Genomic DNA, 16,624 nt, shown 5'->3' with positions numbered 1-16,624 from the left:
GGCCGAACGCATCGCGGGGCAAGCCCGCTCCCACCGATTCATCTCAAACCTCAGCCGTGCGCAACGCCGGCTTGCGGAAGACAAACAGCAACCCAACCACGATCAACCCCATTCCCAGCAGGCTCAGCGGCGCCAGGCGGTTGCCGAAGATGATGAAGTCCATCACCGCGGTTACCGCCGGCACCAGGTAGAACAGGCTGGTGACATTGACCAGGTTGCCCCGGGCGATCAGCCGATACAGCAGCAGCGTGGCGAGCAGCGAGACCACCAACCCCATCCACAGCAAGGCGCCGAGGAAGCTCGCACTCCACTCGACATGCAGCGGCTGGAACGGTGCGAACAACGCGCACAGGGCAAAACCTGCGATGTACTGCAGCGGCAAGGTGCCCATGGGGTTGTCGGTGATGCGTTTCTGCAGGATCGAGCCGCAGGTCATGCTTGCCAGCGCCAGCAGGGCGAACAGCATCCCGGCCAGGGACACCCCGCCCAGGTTGATGCTCTGGAAGACCACCAGCACCAGGCCACCCAGCCCAAGCCCCAGGCCGAACAGCCGGCTCCACGAGCGTTGGCGCTCCATCAGCGCCACGGTGAGGATGGGTTGCACGCCCATGACCGTGGCCATTACCCCCGGCGTTACATGGGTGTCGAGCGCCAGCAGGTAGAAGATCTGGTAGGCGCCGAGCAGCACGCAACCAGTCCCCAGCGCACGCAGGATGCCGGCGCGGCTGCGCGGCCAGCGCAGCCCCAGCAAGGGACCGATCAATAGCAGGCCGGCCAGGGCCAAGGCCGAGCGCAGCAGCAGAAAGGTAAAGGGGCTGGCCTGGGCCAGGCCGAGCTTGGAGACGATCGCCCCGCTGCTCCACAGCAGGACGAACAGGCTGGTAGTGGCCGCCGAGGCCACGGATGCTTTGGAAAAGACAGACATGTGTTGCCACCTGTATGGGCAAGTAAAGCCGTACGGGCGGACCTATCGCATGATGAAGGGATAGCCGACCGTGTTCAGTGAGTTGCGCGTGCGGTGGGGATGCGGCCAGCGGCCGATCAGCCCAGCACCACGACTGCGCGAGGAGGCGGAGCTACGCCGCCTACCACGCCACTGACAGGTGGTGGATAGTGACTGATCATGGCCGGCTGCTGGCTGCCACGCACGACAACGCCCGCGACAGGCGCGAGAACGTCAGCAGTGATGGAAGGGATGGCAGGCATGAACAAGTCTTCTGGGAAGAAAGTGCTTTGGAATATAGCGGGGGAATCCTCGCGGGGCAAGCCCACTGCCACATTGGAGCGGGCTTGCCTTGCGATGACGCCTCAGAACAACCAGCGATACAGCGCGTAGGCCACCACCACCGCCAGCACTGGCCGCAGAATGCGGTAGGCCTTGGGGTTGGCGCGCTTGAACCGCTTGACCCGGGTGCTGATGACATTGCTGAAGCGCTTGCTCCAGGCATAAGCCTGGTTGATCCCGCCGACGCGCTCGTCATCGGTGTTCTGCGGCGCGGTGGCACGGCCGAGGAAGGCGCTGACCTTACGGTTGATGCGGGTCATCAGCGGGCTGTTGAGCGGGCGTTCGACGTCGCAGAACAGGATCACCCGGGTGACGTCGGTTTCGTTCTTGACCCAGTGCACGAAGGTTTCGTCGAACATCACGTCCTCGCCGTCACGCCAGGCATACGGCTGGCCGTCGACGTAGATGCGGCAGTTGTCCGAGTTCGGCGTCGACAGCCCCAGGTGGTAGCGCAGGGAGCCAGCGAACGGGTCACGGTGCGGGTTGAGATGGCTGCCGCCGGGCAGCAAGGCAAACATCGCGCCCTTGACGTTGGGGATGGCGCTGACCAGCTCGACGGTCTTCGGGCACAGCGCTTCGGCCGAAGGCAGCGGTTTGTCGTACCACTTCAGGTAGAAGCGCTTCCAGCCTTTCTTGAAGAACGAGCCGAAGCCGGCGTCGTTGTCTTTTTCCGCCGCGCGGATGTAGCCCTCGTCGAACAGGCGCATGGCCTCTTCGCGAATCACTTGCCAGTTGTCCTTGAGCACGTCCAGTTCAGGGAAGCGCTGGCGATCCAGATAGGGCTTGGAGGGCACGCCGGAGAACAGGTACATCAGGCTGTTGTAGGGGGCGAACAGCGCCGAATGGTTGACGAACTGGCGCAATACCGGCAGGCGTGCCTTGCCGCGCAGGTGCACAAACAGCACGCTGCCGAAGAACACCAGCAGGACACCCGCCTTGGCGACGAAGGAAAAGGTCATGCAACACTCCTTGGAGGGGAAATCAGGCCATCCCCAGATAGCCGGACATCATAAACCCATCAGGAGCAGCTGCAAGCCAGAAGCTGCAACCGGCAAGCTCAAGCTGATCCGCGTCAATACGGCCATGCCTTCGACTCGCCGCTTGCAGCTTGCCGCTTACTGCTGGTTCTCCTGCTCGCTGAACATATCGCTGAACAGCATGCTCGACAGATAGCGCTCGCCCGAGTCCGGCAGGATCACCACGATGGTCTTGCCCTGCATCTCAGGCTTCTCGGCCAGGCGTACCGCCGCCGCCATCGCCGCGCCGCAGGAAATACCACAGAGGATGCCCTCCTCCTGCATCAAGCGGATGGCCATGGCCTTGGACTCTTCATCGGTCACCGTCTCGACCTGGTCGACCATGGCCAGATCGAGGTTCTTCGGCACGAAGCCAGCGCCGATGCCCTGGATCTTGTGCGGGCTGGGCTTGAGCTCCTCGCCGGCCAGGGTCTGGCTGATCAGCGGCGAGCTGACCGGCTCGACCGCCACCGACAGGATCGACTTGCCCTGGGTCTGCTTGATGTAGCGCGACACACCGGTGATGGTGCCGCCGGTGCCGACACCGGCCACCAGCACATCCACCGCGCCGTCGGTGTCGTTCCAGATCTCCGGGCCGGTGGTCTTCTCGTGGATGGCCGGGTTGGCCGGGTTGTCGAACTGACCTGGCAAGAAGTACTGCGCAGGGTTGGAGGCGACGATTTCGTTGGCCTTCTCGATCGCGCCCTTCATGCCCTTGGCCGGTTCCGTGAGCACCAGCTCAGCGCCCAGGGCCTTGAGCACCTTGCGCCGCTCCAGGCTCATGGACGCCGGCATGGTCAGGATCAGCTTGTAGCCGCGGGCGGCGGCGACGAAGGCCAGGCCGATGCCGGTGTTGCCCGAGGTCGGCTCGACGATGGTCATGCCCGGCTTGAGCTTGCCGCTGCCTTCGGCATCCCAGACCATGTTCGCGCCGATCCGGCATTTCACCGAGTAACCTGGGTTGCGCCCTTCGATCTTGGCCAGGATGGTCACCCCACGCGGGGCGATACGGTTGATCTGCACCAGCGGCGTGTTGCCGATGGAGTGTGCGTTGTCGGCGTAGATACGGCTCATGGCGGGGTCCTTGAATGCATGGACTGGCGGGTGGACCTAAAAGGGTAAGCCTGCTGGCGGGGAGCGTAAAGCCTGTCTGGCCAGCTGGGGTGACGGACCATTCAGGGACTGAATACCCGGTCTGCGTTTGCACACGGCGGGTGCGGAGTTATAGTCGCGGACAAATCACAAACAGATGTTGTCCGAGCCGGCCCTTTCGCGGGCAAGCCCGCTCCCACAAGGATCGCACCGTCCCCTGTGGGAGCGGGCTTGCCCGCGGAAGGGCCCTCGCTGACACCCGTGCAGAGGATCGGTTCATGAAGTTCGAAGGCACCCGCGACTACGTCGCCACAGACGACCTGAAATTGGCGGTCAACGCGGCCATCACCTTGGAGCGCCCGCTGCTGGTCAAGGGCGAGCCGGGCACCGGCAAGACCATGCTCGCCGAGCAACTGGCCGCCTCCTTCGGCGCACGCCTGATCACCTGGCACATCAAGTCCACCACCAAGGCCCACCAGGGCCTGTACGAGTACGACGCGGTCAGCCGCCTGCGCGACTCGCAGCTGGGCGTGGACAAGGTCCACGATGTGCGCAACTACCTGAAGAAGGGCAAACTGTGGGAAGCCTTCGAAGCCGAAGAGCGAGTGATCCTGCTGATCGACGAAATCGACAAGGCCGACATCGAGTTCCCCAACGACCTGTTGCAGGAACTCGACAAGATGGAGTTCTACGTCTACGAAATCGACGAGACCATCAAGGCCAAGCAGCGCCCGATCATCATCATCACCTCCAACAATGAAAAGGAGCTGCCCGACGCCTTCCTGCGCCGCTGCTTCTTCCACTACATCGCCTTCCCCGACCGCACCACCCTGCAGCAGATCGTCGACGTGCACTACCCGAACATCAGCCAGTCGCTGGTCAGCGAGGCGCTGGACGTGTTCTTCGACGTGCGCAAGGTGCCGGGCCTGAAGAAAAAGCCCTCCACCTCTGAGCTGGTCGATTGGCTCAAGCTGCTGATGGCCGACAACATCGGCGAGGCGGTGCTGCGTGAACGCGACCCGACCAAGGCCATCCCGCCGTTGGCCGGGGCCCTGGTGAAGAACGAACAGGACGTGACGCTGCTCGAGCGCCTGGCCTTCATGAGCCGGCGCGGCAACCGCTGACAGGAGCCGGGCCATGCTGCTCAACCTGTTCAATGAAATGCGCGCGGCCAAGGTGCCGGTGTCGGTGCGCGAACTGCTCGACCTGCACCACGCCCTGCAAAAGGGCGTGGTGTTCGCCGACATGGACGCCTTCTACTATCTCGCCCGCGCCATCCTGGTGAAGGACGAACGGCACTTCGACAAGTTCGACCGGGCGTTCGCCGCCTACTTCAAGGGCCTGGAAAACCTCGACCAGCATATCGAGGCGCTGATCCCCGACGAGTGGCTGCGCAAGGAGTTCGAGCGCTCGCTGAGCGACGAGGAACGCGCGCAGATCCAGTCCCTGGGTGGCCTGGACAAGCTGATCGAGGAATTCAAGAAGCGCCTCGAGGAGCAGAAGGAACGCCATGCCGGCGGCAACAAGTGGATCGGCACCGGTGGCACCAGCCCGTTTGGTTCGGGCGGCTTCAACCCCGAGGGCATCCGCGTCGGCGAGGCCGGCAAGCGCCAGGGCAAGGCGGTGAAGGTCTGGGACCAACGTGAATACAAGAACCTCGACGACCAGGTCGAGCTGGGCACGCGCAACATCAAGCTGGCCCTGCGCCGGCTGCGCAAGTTCGCCCGCGAAGGCGCCGCCGAGGAACTGGATATCGACGGTACCATCGATCACACCGCCCGTGACGCCGGCTTGCTGAACATCCAGATGCGCCCCGAACGGCGCAACACCGTGAAGCTGCTGTTGCTGTTCGATATCGGCGGCTCGATGGACGCCCACGTCAAGGTCTGCGAGGAGCTGTTCTCGGCCTGCAAGACCGAGTTCAAGCACCTGGAGTACTACTACTTCCACAACTTCGTCTACGAGTCGGTGTGGAAGAACAACCTGCGCCGCACCTCGGAGCGTTTCTCCACCTTCGACCTGCTGCATAAGTACGGCGACGACTACAAAGTGATCTTCGTCGGCGACGCGGCCATGGCACCCTACGAGATCACCCAGCCCGGCGGCAGCGTCGAGCACTGGAACGAAGAGGCCGGGTACGTGTGGATGCAGCGCTTCATGGAGAAGTTCAGGAAGATCATCTGGATCAACCCGTACCCCAAACAGGCCTGGGACTACACCGCCTCGACCCACCTGGTGCGCGACCTGATCGAGGACAAGATGTACCCGCTGACCTTGCAGGGGTTGGAGGATGGGATGCGTTACCTGTCCAAGTAGCTAATGCCCTGGGGCCGCTCTGCGGCCCTTTCGCGGCACAAGGCCGCTATCGCGTTATCTCTGTAGGAGCGGCCTTGTGTCGCGAAAGGGCTGCAGAGCAGCCCTAAAATCTCAAAACCAACGCCGACCAAAGGCCTGCTGCTCCCGCCAGGCCTCATCCTGCACCACCGCCCTGAAGCGTACCGACGCGCCCGGCATGCACTGCGCCAACTGCGCCAGCGCCAGCGGTGTCAGCGCCCCCAGCCGTGGATACCCACCAATGGTCTGCCGGTCGTTCAATAGCACGATCGGCTGCCCGTCTGGTGGCACCTGAACAGCGCCAAGCGGGATCCCTTCGGAAATCATCGGCGCGCCCTGGTACACCAGCTGCGGCCCAAGCAGGCGGATGCCCATGCGGTCGGCGCGGCTGTCCAGGGTCCAGTCGCGATTGAACGCCTCAAACAGACTGGTGCCGCTGAAATCGCCGATCTGCGCCCCCATCACCAGGTCCAGCACAGGCTTGTCCGCATACATCGGCCGCAACGTTTCGGGAACGTGGGAGCGGCGGTTCGGCGCCCCGACTTGCCCCGCGATGGCTCCGGCAGCGTGCAGTACCTCCCCTATCACCAACGCCAGGCCCTGGCCGTCTACTCCACCTAGTTCTTCCCGAACCACCGTGGCACAACTCCCCAGCACCGACTCGCCCACGAACCCGCCCGGCACCGCCAGATAGGCACGTACCCCTTGGCGAGGCTGACGCAGCGTCAGCTGCTGGCCCTTGCCGAGGTTGAAGCTGGTCCAGGGCGCCACAGCCTGCCCGTCGACCTGCGCATCCAGGTCGGCCCCGGCCAGTGCCATCACGCAGTCCTGCTCGGCGACCACGCTGAAGCCGCCGAGGGCAATTTCCACCACGGCGCTGTCCAGGGCATTGCCCAGCAGCCAGTTGGCCCAGCGCATGGCCACCCAGTCCAGCGCGCCGCCCTGGGTCACCCCCAAGTGGCGCACACCGAAACGCCCGGCGTCCTGCAACTGGCACAGCGCGGTGCTGGCTTCGACTCTCAACTGACTCATGCCTGGGCCTCCAGCGGGCTGTCGTCACCGCCCAGGTTGATGAATTCGGCATGCCCGACCGCCACGAAGCGCACCCGGTCACCGGGCTGCAGCAGGCTATGGCCATGCGCGAACAGGCGCACTGGGGTGCGGCCAATTAAGTTCCAGCCCCCCGGCGAAACGGCCGGGTACGCCGCAGTCTGACGCTCGGCGATACCGACGCTGCCCGCCGCCACGCGTTTGCGCGGGGTACTCAGGCGCGGCGTGGCCAGGCGTTCGTCGACCAACCCCATGAAGCCGAAGCCGGGCGCGAAGCCCAGGGCGAACACCGGGTAATCACGGCTACCATGCAGGGCAATCACCTCGTCCTCGCTCAGCCCGCTGCGTGCCGCCAGCAGCGGCAACTCGGGCCCGACGCTGGGGTGGTACCACACAGGTATCTCGTGCCGGCGCCCGCCACTGCCGGCATCCGGCTGCAGCCCTTGCAGCGCGCGCTGGATGCGCTGGCGCGCTACGCCCGGTGCCAGGTCGAACTGCACCAACAGCGTGGTATAGGACGGCACCAGGTCGATCAACTGTTGGCCGAAAGCCTCGCGCAAGCGCTGGCTGGCGGCAAGAATCCACGGCATGTTGGCTTCATCGATGGCATCGAACAACCGCACCATCAGGCTGTCGATGGCCACCACCTCGATACGTGGCGTCATGCTTGCTCCAGCGCGTCCAGGGCCTGGCGGATCTGGCGCACGGCGGCTACCGATCCGTCGTTGTCGCCATGCACGCAGAGGGTGCTGGCGTTCAACCGTACCTCGCTGCCATCGTCGGCCACCAGGGGCTCGCCCTTGGCCAGGCGCAAGGCCTGCTCGACCACCAGCGCCGGGTCGTGATGCACCGCATTGGGCAGACGCCGCGACATCAGGTGGCCGCTGGCGGTGTAGCCACGGTCGGCGAAGGCTTCGAACCACAACGGCACGCCGATCTCGTCACCTAGGGCCTGGGCGGCGCGGTCGTCGGCAGTGGCCATCAGCATCAGCGGCAGGCCGCTGTCGAACGCCGCCACCGCCTCGAGCACGGTACGCAGGATGTCCGGGTTGGCCATCATGTCGTTGTACAGCGCGCCGTGCGGCTTGACGTAGGCGACTCGACCACCCAGCACCTTGCAGATGCCGTCCAGGGCGCCGATCTGGTAGTGCAGCAGGTCGCGGATCTCCTCGCTGCTGCAGGCCATGGAACGACGGCCGAAACCGGCCAGGTCCGGGTAGGCCGGATGCGCGCCTATCGCCACCCGGTGCTCCAGCGCCAGGGCCACGGTGCGGCGCATGGTGCCGGGGTCGCCGGCGTGGTAGCCGCAGGCGATGTTGGCGCAGTCGATGAAAGGCATGACCTTGGCATCCTGGCCCATGCGCCAGTTACCGAAGCTCTCGCCCATGTCGCAGTTGAGCAGCAGGCGTTTCACTTCGCGGACTCCTGTTTCGATGTTCATGCTGCCTACCTTAGCGCGCCTGGAGTTGTTTGCCGCGGGTTTCCGGCAGGCTCAACGCCGCCAGGATCACCACGCCGTAAGACACCGCGGCGAAGGCACCGATACCCAGGCCCAACGGGATCTTTTCACCCAGCAGGCCGATCAGCAGCGGGAACATCGCCGCGATGACCTTGCCGATGTTGTAGCAAAACCCCTGCCCCGAGCCGCGCACGCGGGTGGGGAACAGCTCGGTGAGAAACGACCCCATGCCGCTGAAGATGCCCGAGGCGAAGAAGCCCAGGGGAAAGCCCAGCCACAGCATCACTTGGTCGCTGACCGGCAGTTGGGTGTACAGCAGCACGATGACGAACGAGCCCACGGCGAACAGGATGAAGTTCTTCTTGCGCCCCAGCAGGTCGCAGAGGTAGGCGCTGACCACATAACCGATGTAGGAACCGACGATGACCATGGCCAGGTAGCCGCCGGTGCCCAGCACGCTTAAACCGCGTTCGTTCTTGAGGAAGGTCGGCAACCACGAGGTGATGGCGTAATAGCCCCCCAGCGCACCGGTGGTCAGCAGCGAGGCGCGGATGGTGGTCCAGAGCATGCCCGGGGCGAAGATCTCGTAGAAGTGCGAAGGTGCCTCGGCCTTTTCCACGGCCTTGGCCTGCCGGTAGATTTCCGGGTCCTTGACCAGGCGCCGGACGAAGATCACGAACAACGCCGGCAACAGCCCCAGCAGGAACAGCGCGCGCCAGGCCTGCTCGGCCGGTAGCCAGGTGAACAGCAGCGCATAGAGGATCGCGGTCAGGCCCCAGCCAATGGCCCAGCCCGACTGAACCATGCCCACCGCCTTGCCACGGTCCTGGGCGCGGATCACCTCGCCGATCAGCACCGCGCCGGCAGTCCACTCGCCACCGAAGCCAAAGCCCATCAGGGTACGGGCGATCAGCAATTGCTCGTAGTTCTGGGCGAAGCCGCACAGGAAGGTGAAGAAGGCGAACCACAGCACCGTCAGTTGCAAGGTGCGCACCCGGCCGATGCGGTCGGAGAGAATCCCGGCGATCCAGCCGCCCAGGGCCGAGGCGATCAGGGTGCTGGTGTGGATCAGCCCGGCCTCGGCGGTGGTGATGCCCCACAGCATGATCAGGGTGGGGATGACGAAACTCAGCATCTGCGTGTCCATGCCGTCCAGGCCATAGCCGATCTTGCAGCTCCAGAAGGTGCGGCGTTGCTGGGAGTCGATGTCGCGGTACCAGGCGAAAGGGCCGCTCGAAGAACGGGCGGGGGCCTGCTGCTGCACGCCGGTCGGGTTCATGATTGCCTCGGCTTGTTGGTATTGTTCTATGGGCGACGTCGAGGTCGCGGCCTGGACGCCATGTTCGAAGGCCGATGCCCTGGCCGTCCAACGAGAAAAACCGTCGGTCTGGAACAAGAAAAACTGATCATGAACCTCCGTTTCCTCGAAACCTTCGTCTGGGTCGCCCGGCTCAAGAGCTTCCGCCTCACCGCCGAGAAGCTGTTCACCACCCAGGCTTCGGTCTCCAGCCGCATCGCCGCGCTGGAGGCCGACCTGGGGGTCAAGCTGCTGCTGCGCGATTCGCGCGGGGTCAGCCTGACGCCTGAGGGCGCCAAGGTGCTTGAATACGCGGAGCGCATGCTCGACACCGCCAAGGCCATGAAGCAGTCGCTGGACAGCGACCGGGCCAAGACCGGGCGCATTCGCCTGGGGGTAATGGACACGGTGATCCACACCTGGATGAGCGCGCTGGTGGCGGAACTGGGCGAGCGCTACCCGCAGGTGGAGATCGAGTTGGTGGCCGATACCGCGTTGAACCTGCGCGAGCAGTTGCAGAAGGGTTTTCTCGACGTGATCCTGCAGACCGACCTGCTGCGCGAGCAGTCGATCCGCAGCCAGGACCTGGCGCGCTACCCCATGGGCTGGCTGGTCGCCGCCGGCTCGCCGCAGCACCGCGCCTACGCCGACCTGGCGCAGCTGGCCCGCGAGCGGATCATCACCTTCTCGAAGAACTCACGGCCGCACCAGGAAGTGCTCAGCCTGCTGCAGGGCGCCGGGGCCGAGGCGCCGCGGCTGAACTGCGTGAACTCGGTGGCAGCCATCACTCGTCTGCTGCGCGACGGCTTCGGTATTGGCGCCTTGCCACCGGCGCTGGTGGATGGCGAATTGAGCCGCGGTGAACTGGTGTTGCTCGCCGGCTTGCAACCGCCGCCGAGCCTGGAGCTGGTAGTGGCCTGGCAAACCGGTGTGGCACTGGTGGACGAGGTGGTGGGGGTTTGCCGGCAGGTGCTGGAGCGCTATGCGCGGGATGTGGGTGGGCAACGGATCGTGCTGGTCTGAAAGGCCCTTTCGCCGGCAAGGCCGGCTCCTGCAGGTTGAGCGCAGCCCCTGTAGGAGCCAGCCTTGCTGGCGAACCTAGCGCCAGCTCTCTTTCACCACCTTGCGCCGCCCACCGAGAATCACCCAGCCAATCACCAGCAACAGGCTCTCGACCACGAACGCCAGCACGAACCCGCTGCCAATCCCCCAGCCGATCGCCTCGGGCACCAGCAGGATCTGGTAGCTGTAGCCCTTGAGCGTCTCTTCGCGCAGCGCCGGCTCCGGCTGCACCAGCACATGCCAGGTGCGGCTCACCCACGAGCCTTGCAGGGCCTGCCATTCATGCTCCAGCGCCTGGTTGCGGATCAGCAGGCTGTCGATGCTGTTGGCATCGCTGTTGAACACCGGATCGTCGCTGCCGCGGTAATGCCGCACCAGCGCCTGCAGGTCGCCATTGAAGAAGCGCTGCGCGGTCTGGCGGAAGCCGTCCAGGGCCTGGCGCGACTCGAGCAGGTGCGCCTCGACGCGCTGGCTGTAGTCCTTGACCAGCCCCGGCACCTGGAGACCGGCCAGCAGGCCGAAGGTGAACAACAGCAAACGCAGGTAGCTTCTGAACATGGAGCTTCCTTAGCTCTGGCCGTGGGCGACGCACTCGCCATGGCGCCACAGCCCCCATTGACCCGGCTCGTAGCGGTTCCAGGTCTCGTTCTCGGTCAAGGCCTCGGTGGCGATCACCGTGACCACGTCGTTGGGGGTGGTTTGCGTGTGGAAGTCGACGATCAGGTCGACATCCTTCAGCCGCGCCGCGCCAAAGGGTGCGCGGCGGGTGATGTGCACCAGTTTGGTCGAGCAGAAGCAGAACAGCCAGTCGCCGTCGCTGAGCAGGCAGTTGAACACGCCCTTGCCGCGGTACTCGGCGCAGGCCTCGACCAGCACCGGCAACAGCTGCTCGGCTGCCACCGGCTCGGGGAAGGCCTCGCGGATACGATTGAGCAGGTCGCAGAAGGCGGCCTCGCTATCGGTATCGCCTATCGGTCGGTAGAACGTGCGCTGGCCGGCGAAGTCACCCAGCTGGCCGTTGTGCGCGAAACACCAGTTGCGGCCCCACAGCTCGCGCACGAACGGATGGGTGTTGGACAGGCAGACCTTGCCGACGTTGGCCTGGCGGATATGGCCGATGACCACTTCGCTCTTGATCGGGTAGCGCTGCACCAGGTTGGCCACTTCCGACTCGCTGCTCGCCGCCGGGTCCTGGAACAGGCGCAGGCCGCGCCCCTCGTAGAAACCGATGCCCCAGCCATCGCGGTGCGGGCCGGTGCGCCCGCCGCGCTGCATCAGGCCGGTAAAGCTGAAGACGATGTCGGTGGGGACGTTGGCGCTCATGCCCAGTAGTTCGCACATGCTCGCGGCTCCTGGCTTACAGACGTGGCTCGACCCGGCCCTGGCCGGGGCCCGCGCGGCGCACCGGGGTGGCCGGCGGTTCTTCGCGGTAGCGGTCCTGGCGGTTGGCGACCACCGGCGTCTCGACCGTGGCCTGGTCATCGTCCTGCTTTTGGCGCTGGGCGACGGCCTCGCGCTGGGCGCGGCGTTCGCGGGCACGCTTTTCCAGCGGCCAGCGGATCAGCACGAAGACGAAGTACAAGGCAAAGGCGATCATCCCGTACATGGCCAGGTCGGAGGCTGCGCGCCAGGCGTTGTTGCCGACCTTGAAGGCGACATCCAGCGCGGTGATGGCGATGGCCGGGGCGAAACTTTCCTTGACCGGGTCGACGATGGTCGGGGCAAACAGCAGCACGGCGATGATCACCCGCAGCGGCTCGCGCAGCCAGCGCCACATCCAGCCAGTCAGCTTGAAGCCCACCAGCAGGCAGCCCAGGGCGGCAACGGCGTACAGGCCCCAGGCCAGCGTATAGTCGTGTTCGGTCATGGTGTTGGTGCAAGCCAGGCAAAGAGAGGCCTATGATAAACACTTTTACCGGCGCAGGCTGCCCCCGCACCGCAAGGGACCCGCGATGGGGTCCACAATCGATGAGATCACCCATGCCCCTGACCCTTCCCGCCCCTATCGCCCATCAAGCCGACGGCAACGACCCTTATGCCTGGCTGCAGGACCGCGACACGCCCGAGGTGCTGGCCTACCTGGCCGAGGAAAACGCCTACCAGCAAGCCTGCCTGGCCGGCCAGGCGCCGCTGCGCGAGCAACTGTTCGCAGAGATCAAGAGCCGCATCCTCGAGACCGACCTGTCGCTGCCCTCGCCCTGGGGCCCGTACCTCTATTACACCCGCACCACCGCCGGCGACGAGTACCCGCGTCACTACCGCTGCCCGCGCCCGGCCGACGACAGCAATACGGTAGATGAAAGCCGCGAGGAACTGCTGCTCGACCCCAATGCGCTGGCGAACGACGGTTTCCTCTCCCTCGGCGCCTTCAGCATCAGCCCCGACCATCGCCTGCTGGCCTACAGCCTGGATACCAGTGGCGACGAGGTCTACACCCTGTACGTCAAGGAATTGGCCAGCGGCACGCTGACCACCCTGCCCTTCGACGACTGCGATGGCAGCATGACTTGGGCCAATGACAGCCAGACGCTGTTCTTCGCCGAACTGGACGACACTCATCGCCCCTGGCGCCTGCGTCGCCACGCCCTGGGCGAGGCCGCGGCCACCACCGTATTCGAAGAACCCGACGGACGTTTCTTCCTGCACTGCTACCGCGCCAGCTCCGAACGCCAACTGGTGCTGCTGCTCAACAGTAAGACCACCAGCGAAGCCTGGGTGCTCGATGCGGCCACGCCGCATGCCGACTTCACCTGCCTGGCGCCACGGGTCGAAGGCCATGAGTACTTCCTCGACCATGGCCAGCTCGACGGTCAATGGCGCTGGTTCATCCGCAGCAACCAGGACGGTATCAACTTCGCCCTGTTCCATGCGCCGGCAGACAGCGTGCCGGCCCGCGCGCAATGGCAGGTGCTGGTGCCGCACCGCGACGACATCATGCTCGAAGGCGTCAGCCTCAATGCCTCGGCACTGTCCCTGAGCCTGCGCGAAGGCGGCCTGCCAATCATCGAAGTGCGCCCGCAAGGCCTGCCGGCCTACCGCGTTGAACTGCCGGACGCCGCCTACAGCCTCTACGTGCAGGACAGCTTGGAATTCGCCAGCACGCGCATCCGCCTGCGCTACGAAGCTCTCAACCGCCCGGCCCAGGTGCGCCAGCTGGAACTGGCCACAGGCGCCCAGCAGGTGCTCAAGCAGACCCCGGTGCTCGGCGCGTTCGACGCCGACGACTACATCAGCCAGCGCCTGTGGGCGGTGGCCAAGGATGGCACCCGGGTACCGATCAGCCTGGTGCGCCGTCGCGTCGACGAAGGCAAGACGGTGCCGCTCTACCTCTATGGCTATGGTGCCTACGGCGAGAGCCTCGACCCGTGGTTCTCCCATGCCCGCCTGAGCCTGCTGGAGCGTGGCGTGGCCTTCGCCATCGCCCATGTGCGCGGTGGCGGCGAGCTGGGTGAAGCCTGGTACCGGGCCGGCAAGCAGGAACACAAGCACAACAGCTTCGACGACTTCATCGCCTGCGCCGAACACCTGATTGCCGAAGGCGTTACCAGCCGCGAACACCTGGCCATCAGTGGCGGCAGTGCCGGCGGCCTGCTGATGGGCGCGGTGCTCAACCTGCGCCCCGAGCTGTTCCGCTGCGCCATCGCCGAAGTGCCGTTCGTCGATGTGCTCAACACCATGCTCGACCCCGAGCTGCCGCTGACCGTTACCGAGTACGATGAATGGGGTAACCCGGAAGACCCCGAGGTGTATGCGCGGATCAAGGCCTACGCGCCGTACGAGAACGTCCGGGCCCAGGCCTACCCGGCCATGCTGGTGATCGCTGGCTACAACGACAGCCGAGTGCAGTACTGGGAGGCGGCCAAGTGGGTGGCGCGCCTGCGCACGCGCAAGACCGACGCCAACCTGCTGCTGCTCAAGACCGAGATGGGCGCAGGCCACGGCGGCATGAGCGGCCGCTACCAGGGGCTGCGCGACGTGGCGTTGGAGTATGCGTTCGTCTTCAATGAGCTGGGCGTGGCGTAAAACGCGAATTTCGTTGTCTCACAAGCGCCACGGCCACTGATTGTGCGCACGCGGCGCTTTCCAGACATGCGAAGAAGAACAACACATGCCCGACACCCAGCACCTGAACGCCGAAATCCGCGACATGCTCATGGACTGCGGTCTGTTCGACACCCTGCAGCCCAGCGACTTCGTCACCGCCGCCGGCTATTTCAGCCTCACCGCCGTGAGCGAAGGCCAGACCCTGTTCAGCGAAGGCGACGCCGGTACCTTCATGTGCATCCTCCACCGTGGCGTGGTCTCGGTGCGCAAGACCGACGGCAACGGCACCAAGGTGGAAATCGCCACCCTGCGCAAGGGCCGTGCCTTCGGCGAGATGGCCGTGCTCGACGGCGAGCGCCGCTCGGCCACCTGCGTGGCCGCCAGCGACTGTCAGTTGCTGACCCTGGGCAAGGACTCGCTGGAGAAGATGCTCGCCGACGCGCCGCGTATTGCCGCCCGTATCATTCGCGCCCTGGCCGTGGCGCTCTCCAGGCGCCTGCGCATGCAGGACGGCCAGCGCCTGTCGCAACAGGTTTAGTCGGCCTTGGGCGCAGGCTTCGGCGGCGCCGGCTGCAGGCCCGGCAACGGCTGGTCCTTGGGTGGCCCCGGCACCGGCATCGCTGGCAGCAACGGCGCACCGGGCCGGTTGGCACCGGCCTTGGGCGGCGTGCTGGGGGTTATCTGCGGGTACGGCGTGGGCGTCGGCGTGCCGGGGGCACCGGGCACCGGGGTGAGCGGGCGCTGTTGCTGGCCGGCAGCATCGGCCAGCGGAGCCGCGGCCAGCAGCACGGCGGCGAGGATCGCATGCAGCATCGGCAACCTCCTGTCAGAAACCTTCCTACAGGCTACGCCTAACCGCGCATTTTCGCCTGTCCGCCCGCCCTGCAGGCACGCTAGACTCAACGGCATAACCGTCACTCAGCCTGATCAGAAAAAGGTAACACCATGAGCTCCACCCCCGACGCCACCGCCCGCCTCGACCGTATCCTCGCCGACGCCAAGCGCGACAAGGAAATGGGCTACCGCGACAAGGCGCTGAAGATGTATCCCCACGTCTGTGGCCGCTGCACCCGTGAGTTCTCTGGCAAGCGCCTGTCGGAACTGACCGTGCACCACCGTGACCACAACCACGACAACAACCCGCAGGACGGCTCCAACTGGGAGCTGCTGTGTCTGTACTGCCACGACAACGAGCACGCCCGCTACACCGACCAGCAGTATTTCAGCGAAGGCTCGTTGAGCACGCCGAAGGTCGCCGTGGCCACCCACAACCCGTTCGCCGGCCTGGCCGCGCTGATGAACAAGGACTGACCGTCGATTGCCGCCCCCGGCGTGTCGGCAAGCCCGTATAATCGCGCTTTTTTTGCGAAGGGCCCCGACACGTGGCGAATAAACGGTACAGCTGCATCGGCCTGTTCAACCCCAAATCGGCCGAGAACGTCGGCTCGGTGATGCGCGCGGCAGGCTGTTATGGCGTCAACTCGGTGTTCTACACCGGCAAGCGCTATGAGCGCGCCCGCGATTTCGTCACCGATACCAAGCGGGTGCACTACGACATCCCGCTGATTGGCATCGACGACCTGCAACGCATCATTCCGTTGGGCTGCACGCCGGTGGCGGTGGAGCTGGTGGACGGTGCGCGCGCCCTGCCCGAATACACCCACCCGGACCGGGCGATCTATATCTTCGGGCCTGAGGATGGCTCGTTGAGCGAGGACGTACGTGGTTGGTGCGAAGAGACTATCTATATCCCGACCCAGGGTTGCATGAACCTCGCGGCGACGGTCAACGTGGTGCTGTATGACCGCATGGCCAAGGGGCTCAATACCCGCTCGGGGCCGAAGTTCAAGTAGGCCGGTCCGGCCCCTTCGCCGGCAAGGCCGGCTCCTACAGGCGCCATGCGCGCTCCTGCAGCACCTGGAACTGCTCGGTTGCCGTTGCCGATCAAAAGGCTAGCGCCAACCCCAGCGAGCGACAGCTGCGCC

18 protein-coding genes are annotated in these 16,624 nt (G+C 65.3%); 7 read left to right on the top strand and 11 right to left on the bottom strand.

The features are described from left to right. Positions 1 to 43: 43 nt before the first annotated feature. The 3 genes from ACODS5_RS17790 to cysK form a co-directional block, all read right to left on the bottom strand. Entirely contained in the window at positions 44 to 925 is an 882-nt protein-coding gene (locus tag ACODS5_RS17790) for a DMT family transporter (RefSeq protein ID WP_489109280.1), read from the bottom strand. Positions 926 to 1,308: 383 nt separating this feature from the next. Further along, on the bottom strand, positions 1,309 to 2,244 hold the full coding sequence (locus ACODS5_RS17785) for an aspartyl/asparaginyl beta-hydroxylase domain-containing protein (RefSeq protein WP_134693571.1): 936 nt from the start codon (positions 2,242 to 2,244) through the stop codon (positions 1,309 to 1,311). A 156-nt stretch (positions 2,245 to 2,400) separates the two neighbouring features. Next, positions 2,401 to 3,375: a cysteine synthase A gene (gene cysK, locus ACODS5_RS17780; protein ID WP_489109279.1), complete on the bottom strand. Its 975-nt coding sequence runs from the start codon at positions 3,373 to 3,375 to the stop codon at positions 2,401 to 2,403. A gap of 296 nt (positions 3,376 to 3,671) precedes the next feature. On the opposite strand from cysK, the gene ACODS5_RS17775 reads away from it, so the two are divergent. Both ACODS5_RS17775 and ACODS5_RS17770 read left to right on the top strand, forming a co-directional pair. Then, positions 3,672 to 4,517, top strand: coding sequence for an AAA family ATPase (locus ACODS5_RS17775; RefSeq protein WP_134693568.1), 846 nt, complete (start codon positions 3,672 to 3,674; stop codon positions 4,515 to 4,517). 13 nt (positions 4,518 to 4,530) lie between these two features. Continuing rightward, the gene (locus ACODS5_RS17770) at positions 4,531 to 5,709 is read left to right on the top strand and encodes a vWA domain-containing protein (RefSeq protein ID WP_134693567.1); all 1,179 of its coding nucleotides are present in this window, start codon (positions 4,531 to 4,533) and stop codon (positions 5,707 to 5,709) included. Positions 5,710 to 5,820: 111 nt separating this feature from the next. On the opposite strand, the gene ACODS5_RS17765 is transcribed toward ACODS5_RS17770, so the two are convergent. The 4 genes from ACODS5_RS17765 to ACODS5_RS17750 are packed head-to-tail and all read right to left on the bottom strand — an operon-like array spanning position 5,821 to position 9,515. Beyond that, the gene (locus tag ACODS5_RS17765; protein ID WP_489109278.1) at positions 5,821 to 6,759 is read right to left on the bottom strand and encodes a 5-oxoprolinase subunit C family protein; all 939 of its coding nucleotides are present in this window, start codon (positions 6,757 to 6,759) and stop codon (positions 5,821 to 5,823) included. Then, on the bottom strand, positions 6,756 to 7,442 hold the full coding sequence (pxpB, locus tag ACODS5_RS17760; protein WP_489109277.1) for a 5-oxoprolinase subunit PxpB: 687 nt from the start codon (positions 7,440 to 7,442) through the stop codon (positions 6,756 to 6,758). The genes ACODS5_RS17765 and pxpB overlap by 4 nt, the downstream gene beginning before the upstream one ends. After that, positions 7,439 to 8,218 (bottom strand): 5-oxoprolinase subunit PxpA, encoded by a 780-nt coding sequence (locus tag ACODS5_RS17755; RefSeq protein ID WP_134693564.1) that lies wholly within the window; start codon positions 8,216 to 8,218, stop codon positions 7,439 to 7,441. Before ACODS5_RS17755 ends, pxpB begins: the two co-directional genes overlap by 4 nt. Before the next feature lie 10 nt (positions 8,219 to 8,228). Beyond that, positions 8,229 to 9,515 carry an MFS transporter gene (locus tag ACODS5_RS17750; protein WP_134693563.1) on the bottom strand — a complete coding sequence of 429 codons (1,287 nt, stop codon included), beginning with the start codon at positions 9,513 to 9,515 and terminating at the stop codon, positions 8,229 to 8,231. A gap of 129 nt (positions 9,516 to 9,644) precedes the next feature. Here ACODS5_RS17750 and ACODS5_RS17745 point away from each other — a divergent pair, with 129 nt between their 5' ends. Continuing rightward, positions 9,645 to 10,556 carry a LysR family transcriptional regulator gene (locus tag ACODS5_RS17745; protein ID WP_134693562.1) on the top strand — a complete coding sequence of 304 codons (912 nt, stop codon included), beginning with the start codon at positions 9,645 to 9,647 and terminating at the stop codon, positions 10,554 to 10,556. A 75-nt stretch (positions 10,557 to 10,631) separates the two neighbouring features. Here ACODS5_RS17745 and ACODS5_RS17740 read toward each other — a convergent pair whose 3' ends face one another. The 3 genes from ACODS5_RS17740 to ACODS5_RS17730 are packed head-to-tail and all read right to left on the bottom strand — an operon-like array spanning position 10,632 to position 12,462. After that, positions 10,632 to 11,153: a DUF2937 family protein gene (locus ACODS5_RS17740; RefSeq protein ID WP_489109276.1), complete on the bottom strand. Its 522-nt coding sequence runs from the start codon at positions 11,151 to 11,153 to the stop codon at positions 10,632 to 10,634. Between the two features lie 9 nt (positions 11,154 to 11,162). Continuing rightward, positions 11,163 to 11,936 carry a class II glutamine amidotransferase gene (locus ACODS5_RS17735; protein ID WP_489109275.1) on the bottom strand — a complete coding sequence of 258 codons (774 nt, stop codon included), beginning with the start codon at positions 11,934 to 11,936 and terminating at the stop codon, positions 11,163 to 11,165. 16 nt (positions 11,937 to 11,952) lie between these two features. Next, positions 11,953 to 12,462 (bottom strand): MFS transporter, encoded by a 510-nt coding sequence (locus ACODS5_RS17730; protein WP_489109274.1) that lies wholly within the window; start codon positions 12,460 to 12,462, stop codon positions 11,953 to 11,955. Between the two features lie 113 nt (positions 12,463 to 12,575). Here ACODS5_RS17730 and ACODS5_RS17725 point away from each other — a divergent pair, with 113 nt between their 5' ends. Together ACODS5_RS17725 and ACODS5_RS17720 are read left to right on the top strand one after the other, a co-directional pair. After that, on the top strand, positions 12,576 to 14,618 hold the full coding sequence (locus tag ACODS5_RS17725) for a S9 family peptidase (protein ID WP_489109273.1): 2,043 nt from the start codon (positions 12,576 to 12,578) through the stop codon (positions 14,616 to 14,618). A gap of 85 nt (positions 14,619 to 14,703) precedes the next feature. Next, positions 14,704 to 15,177 (top strand): cyclic nucleotide-binding domain-containing protein, encoded by a 474-nt coding sequence (locus ACODS5_RS17720; RefSeq protein ID WP_134693557.1) that lies wholly within the window; start codon positions 14,704 to 14,706, stop codon positions 15,175 to 15,177. Here the strand turns inward: ACODS5_RS17720 and ACODS5_RS17715 are convergent. Then, on the bottom strand, positions 15,174 to 15,452 hold the full coding sequence (locus ACODS5_RS17715) for a hypothetical protein (protein ID WP_134693556.1): 279 nt from the start codon (positions 15,450 to 15,452) through the stop codon (positions 15,174 to 15,176). The two genes, ACODS5_RS17720 and ACODS5_RS17715, sit on opposite strands and share 4 nt — an antisense overlap. A gap of 132 nt (positions 15,453 to 15,584) precedes the next feature. On the opposite strand from ACODS5_RS17715, the gene ACODS5_RS17710 reads away from it, so the two are divergent. Together ACODS5_RS17710 and ACODS5_RS17705 are read left to right on the top strand one after the other, a co-directional pair. After that, on the top strand, positions 15,585 to 15,950 hold the full coding sequence (locus ACODS5_RS17710) for a YajD family HNH nuclease (protein ID WP_134693555.1): 366 nt from the start codon (positions 15,585 to 15,587) through the stop codon (positions 15,948 to 15,950). A 71-nt stretch (positions 15,951 to 16,021) separates the two neighbouring features. Then, positions 16,022 to 16,492: an RNA methyltransferase gene (locus ACODS5_RS17705; RefSeq protein ID WP_023632487.1), complete on the top strand. Its 471-nt coding sequence runs from the start codon at positions 16,022 to 16,024 to the stop codon at positions 16,490 to 16,492. Positions 16,493 to 16,624 lie beyond the last annotated feature (132 nt).

Source organism: Pseudomonas sp. FG47, from assembly GCF_057809115.1.
The sequence above is the reverse complement of the archived record's forward strand: the minus strand, read 5'-3'. Positions and strand labels throughout refer to the sequence as shown.

Coding starts and splice junctions, on each gene's coding strand:
- ACODS5_RS17790 (WP_489109280.1), bottom strand. CDS start 925: ATGTCTGTCTTTTCCAAAGCATCCGTGGCCTCGGCGGCCACTACCAGC.
- ACODS5_RS17785 (WP_134693571.1), bottom strand. CDS start 2,244: ATGACCTTTTCCTTCGTCGCCAAGGCGGGTGTCCTGCTGGTGTTCTTC.
- cysK (WP_489109279.1), bottom strand. CDS start 3,375: ATGAGCCGTATCTACGCCGACAACGCACACTCCATCGGCAACACGCCG.
- ACODS5_RS17775 (WP_134693568.1), top strand. CDS start 3,672: ATGAAGTTCGAAGGCACCCGCGACTACGTCGCCACAGACGACCTGAAA.
- ACODS5_RS17770 (WP_134693567.1), top strand. CDS start 4,531: ATGCTGCTCAACCTGTTCAATGAAATGCGCGCGGCCAAGGTGCCGGTG.
- ACODS5_RS17765 (WP_489109278.1), bottom strand. CDS start 6,759: ATGAGTCAGTTGAGAGTCGAAGCCAGCACCGCGCTGTGCCAGTTGCAG.
- pxpB (WP_489109277.1), bottom strand. CDS start 7,442: ATGACGCCACGTATCGAGGTGGTGGCCATCGACAGCCTGATGGTGCGG.
- ACODS5_RS17755 (WP_134693564.1), bottom strand. CDS start 8,218: ATGAACATCGAAACAGGAGTCCGCGAAGTGAAACGCCTGCTGCTCAAC.
- ACODS5_RS17750 (WP_134693563.1), bottom strand. CDS start 9,515: ATGAACCCGACCGGCGTGCAGCAGCAGGCCCCCGCCCGTTCTTCGAGC.
- ACODS5_RS17745 (WP_134693562.1), top strand. CDS start 9,645: ATGAACCTCCGTTTCCTCGAAACCTTCGTCTGGGTCGCCCGGCTCAAG.
- ACODS5_RS17740 (WP_489109276.1), bottom strand. CDS start 11,153: ATGTTCAGAAGCTACCTGCGTTTGCTGTTGTTCACCTTCGGCCTGCTG.
- ACODS5_RS17735 (WP_489109275.1), bottom strand. CDS start 11,936: ATGTGCGAACTACTGGGCATGAGCGCCAACGTCCCCACCGACATCGTC.
- ACODS5_RS17730 (WP_489109274.1), bottom strand. CDS start 12,462: ATGACCGAACACGACTATACGCTGGCCTGGGGCCTGTACGCCGTTGCC.
- ACODS5_RS17725 (WP_489109273.1), top strand. CDS start 12,576: ATGCCCCTGACCCTTCCCGCCCCTATCGCCCATCAAGCCGACGGCAAC.
- ACODS5_RS17720 (WP_134693557.1), top strand. CDS start 14,704: ATGCCCGACACCCAGCACCTGAACGCCGAAATCCGCGACATGCTCATG.
- ACODS5_RS17715 (WP_134693556.1), bottom strand. CDS start 15,452: ATGCTGCATGCGATCCTCGCCGCCGTGCTGCTGGCCGCGGCTCCGCTG.
- ACODS5_RS17710 (WP_134693555.1), top strand. CDS start 15,585: ATGAGCTCCACCCCCGACGCCACCGCCCGCCTCGACCGTATCCTCGCC.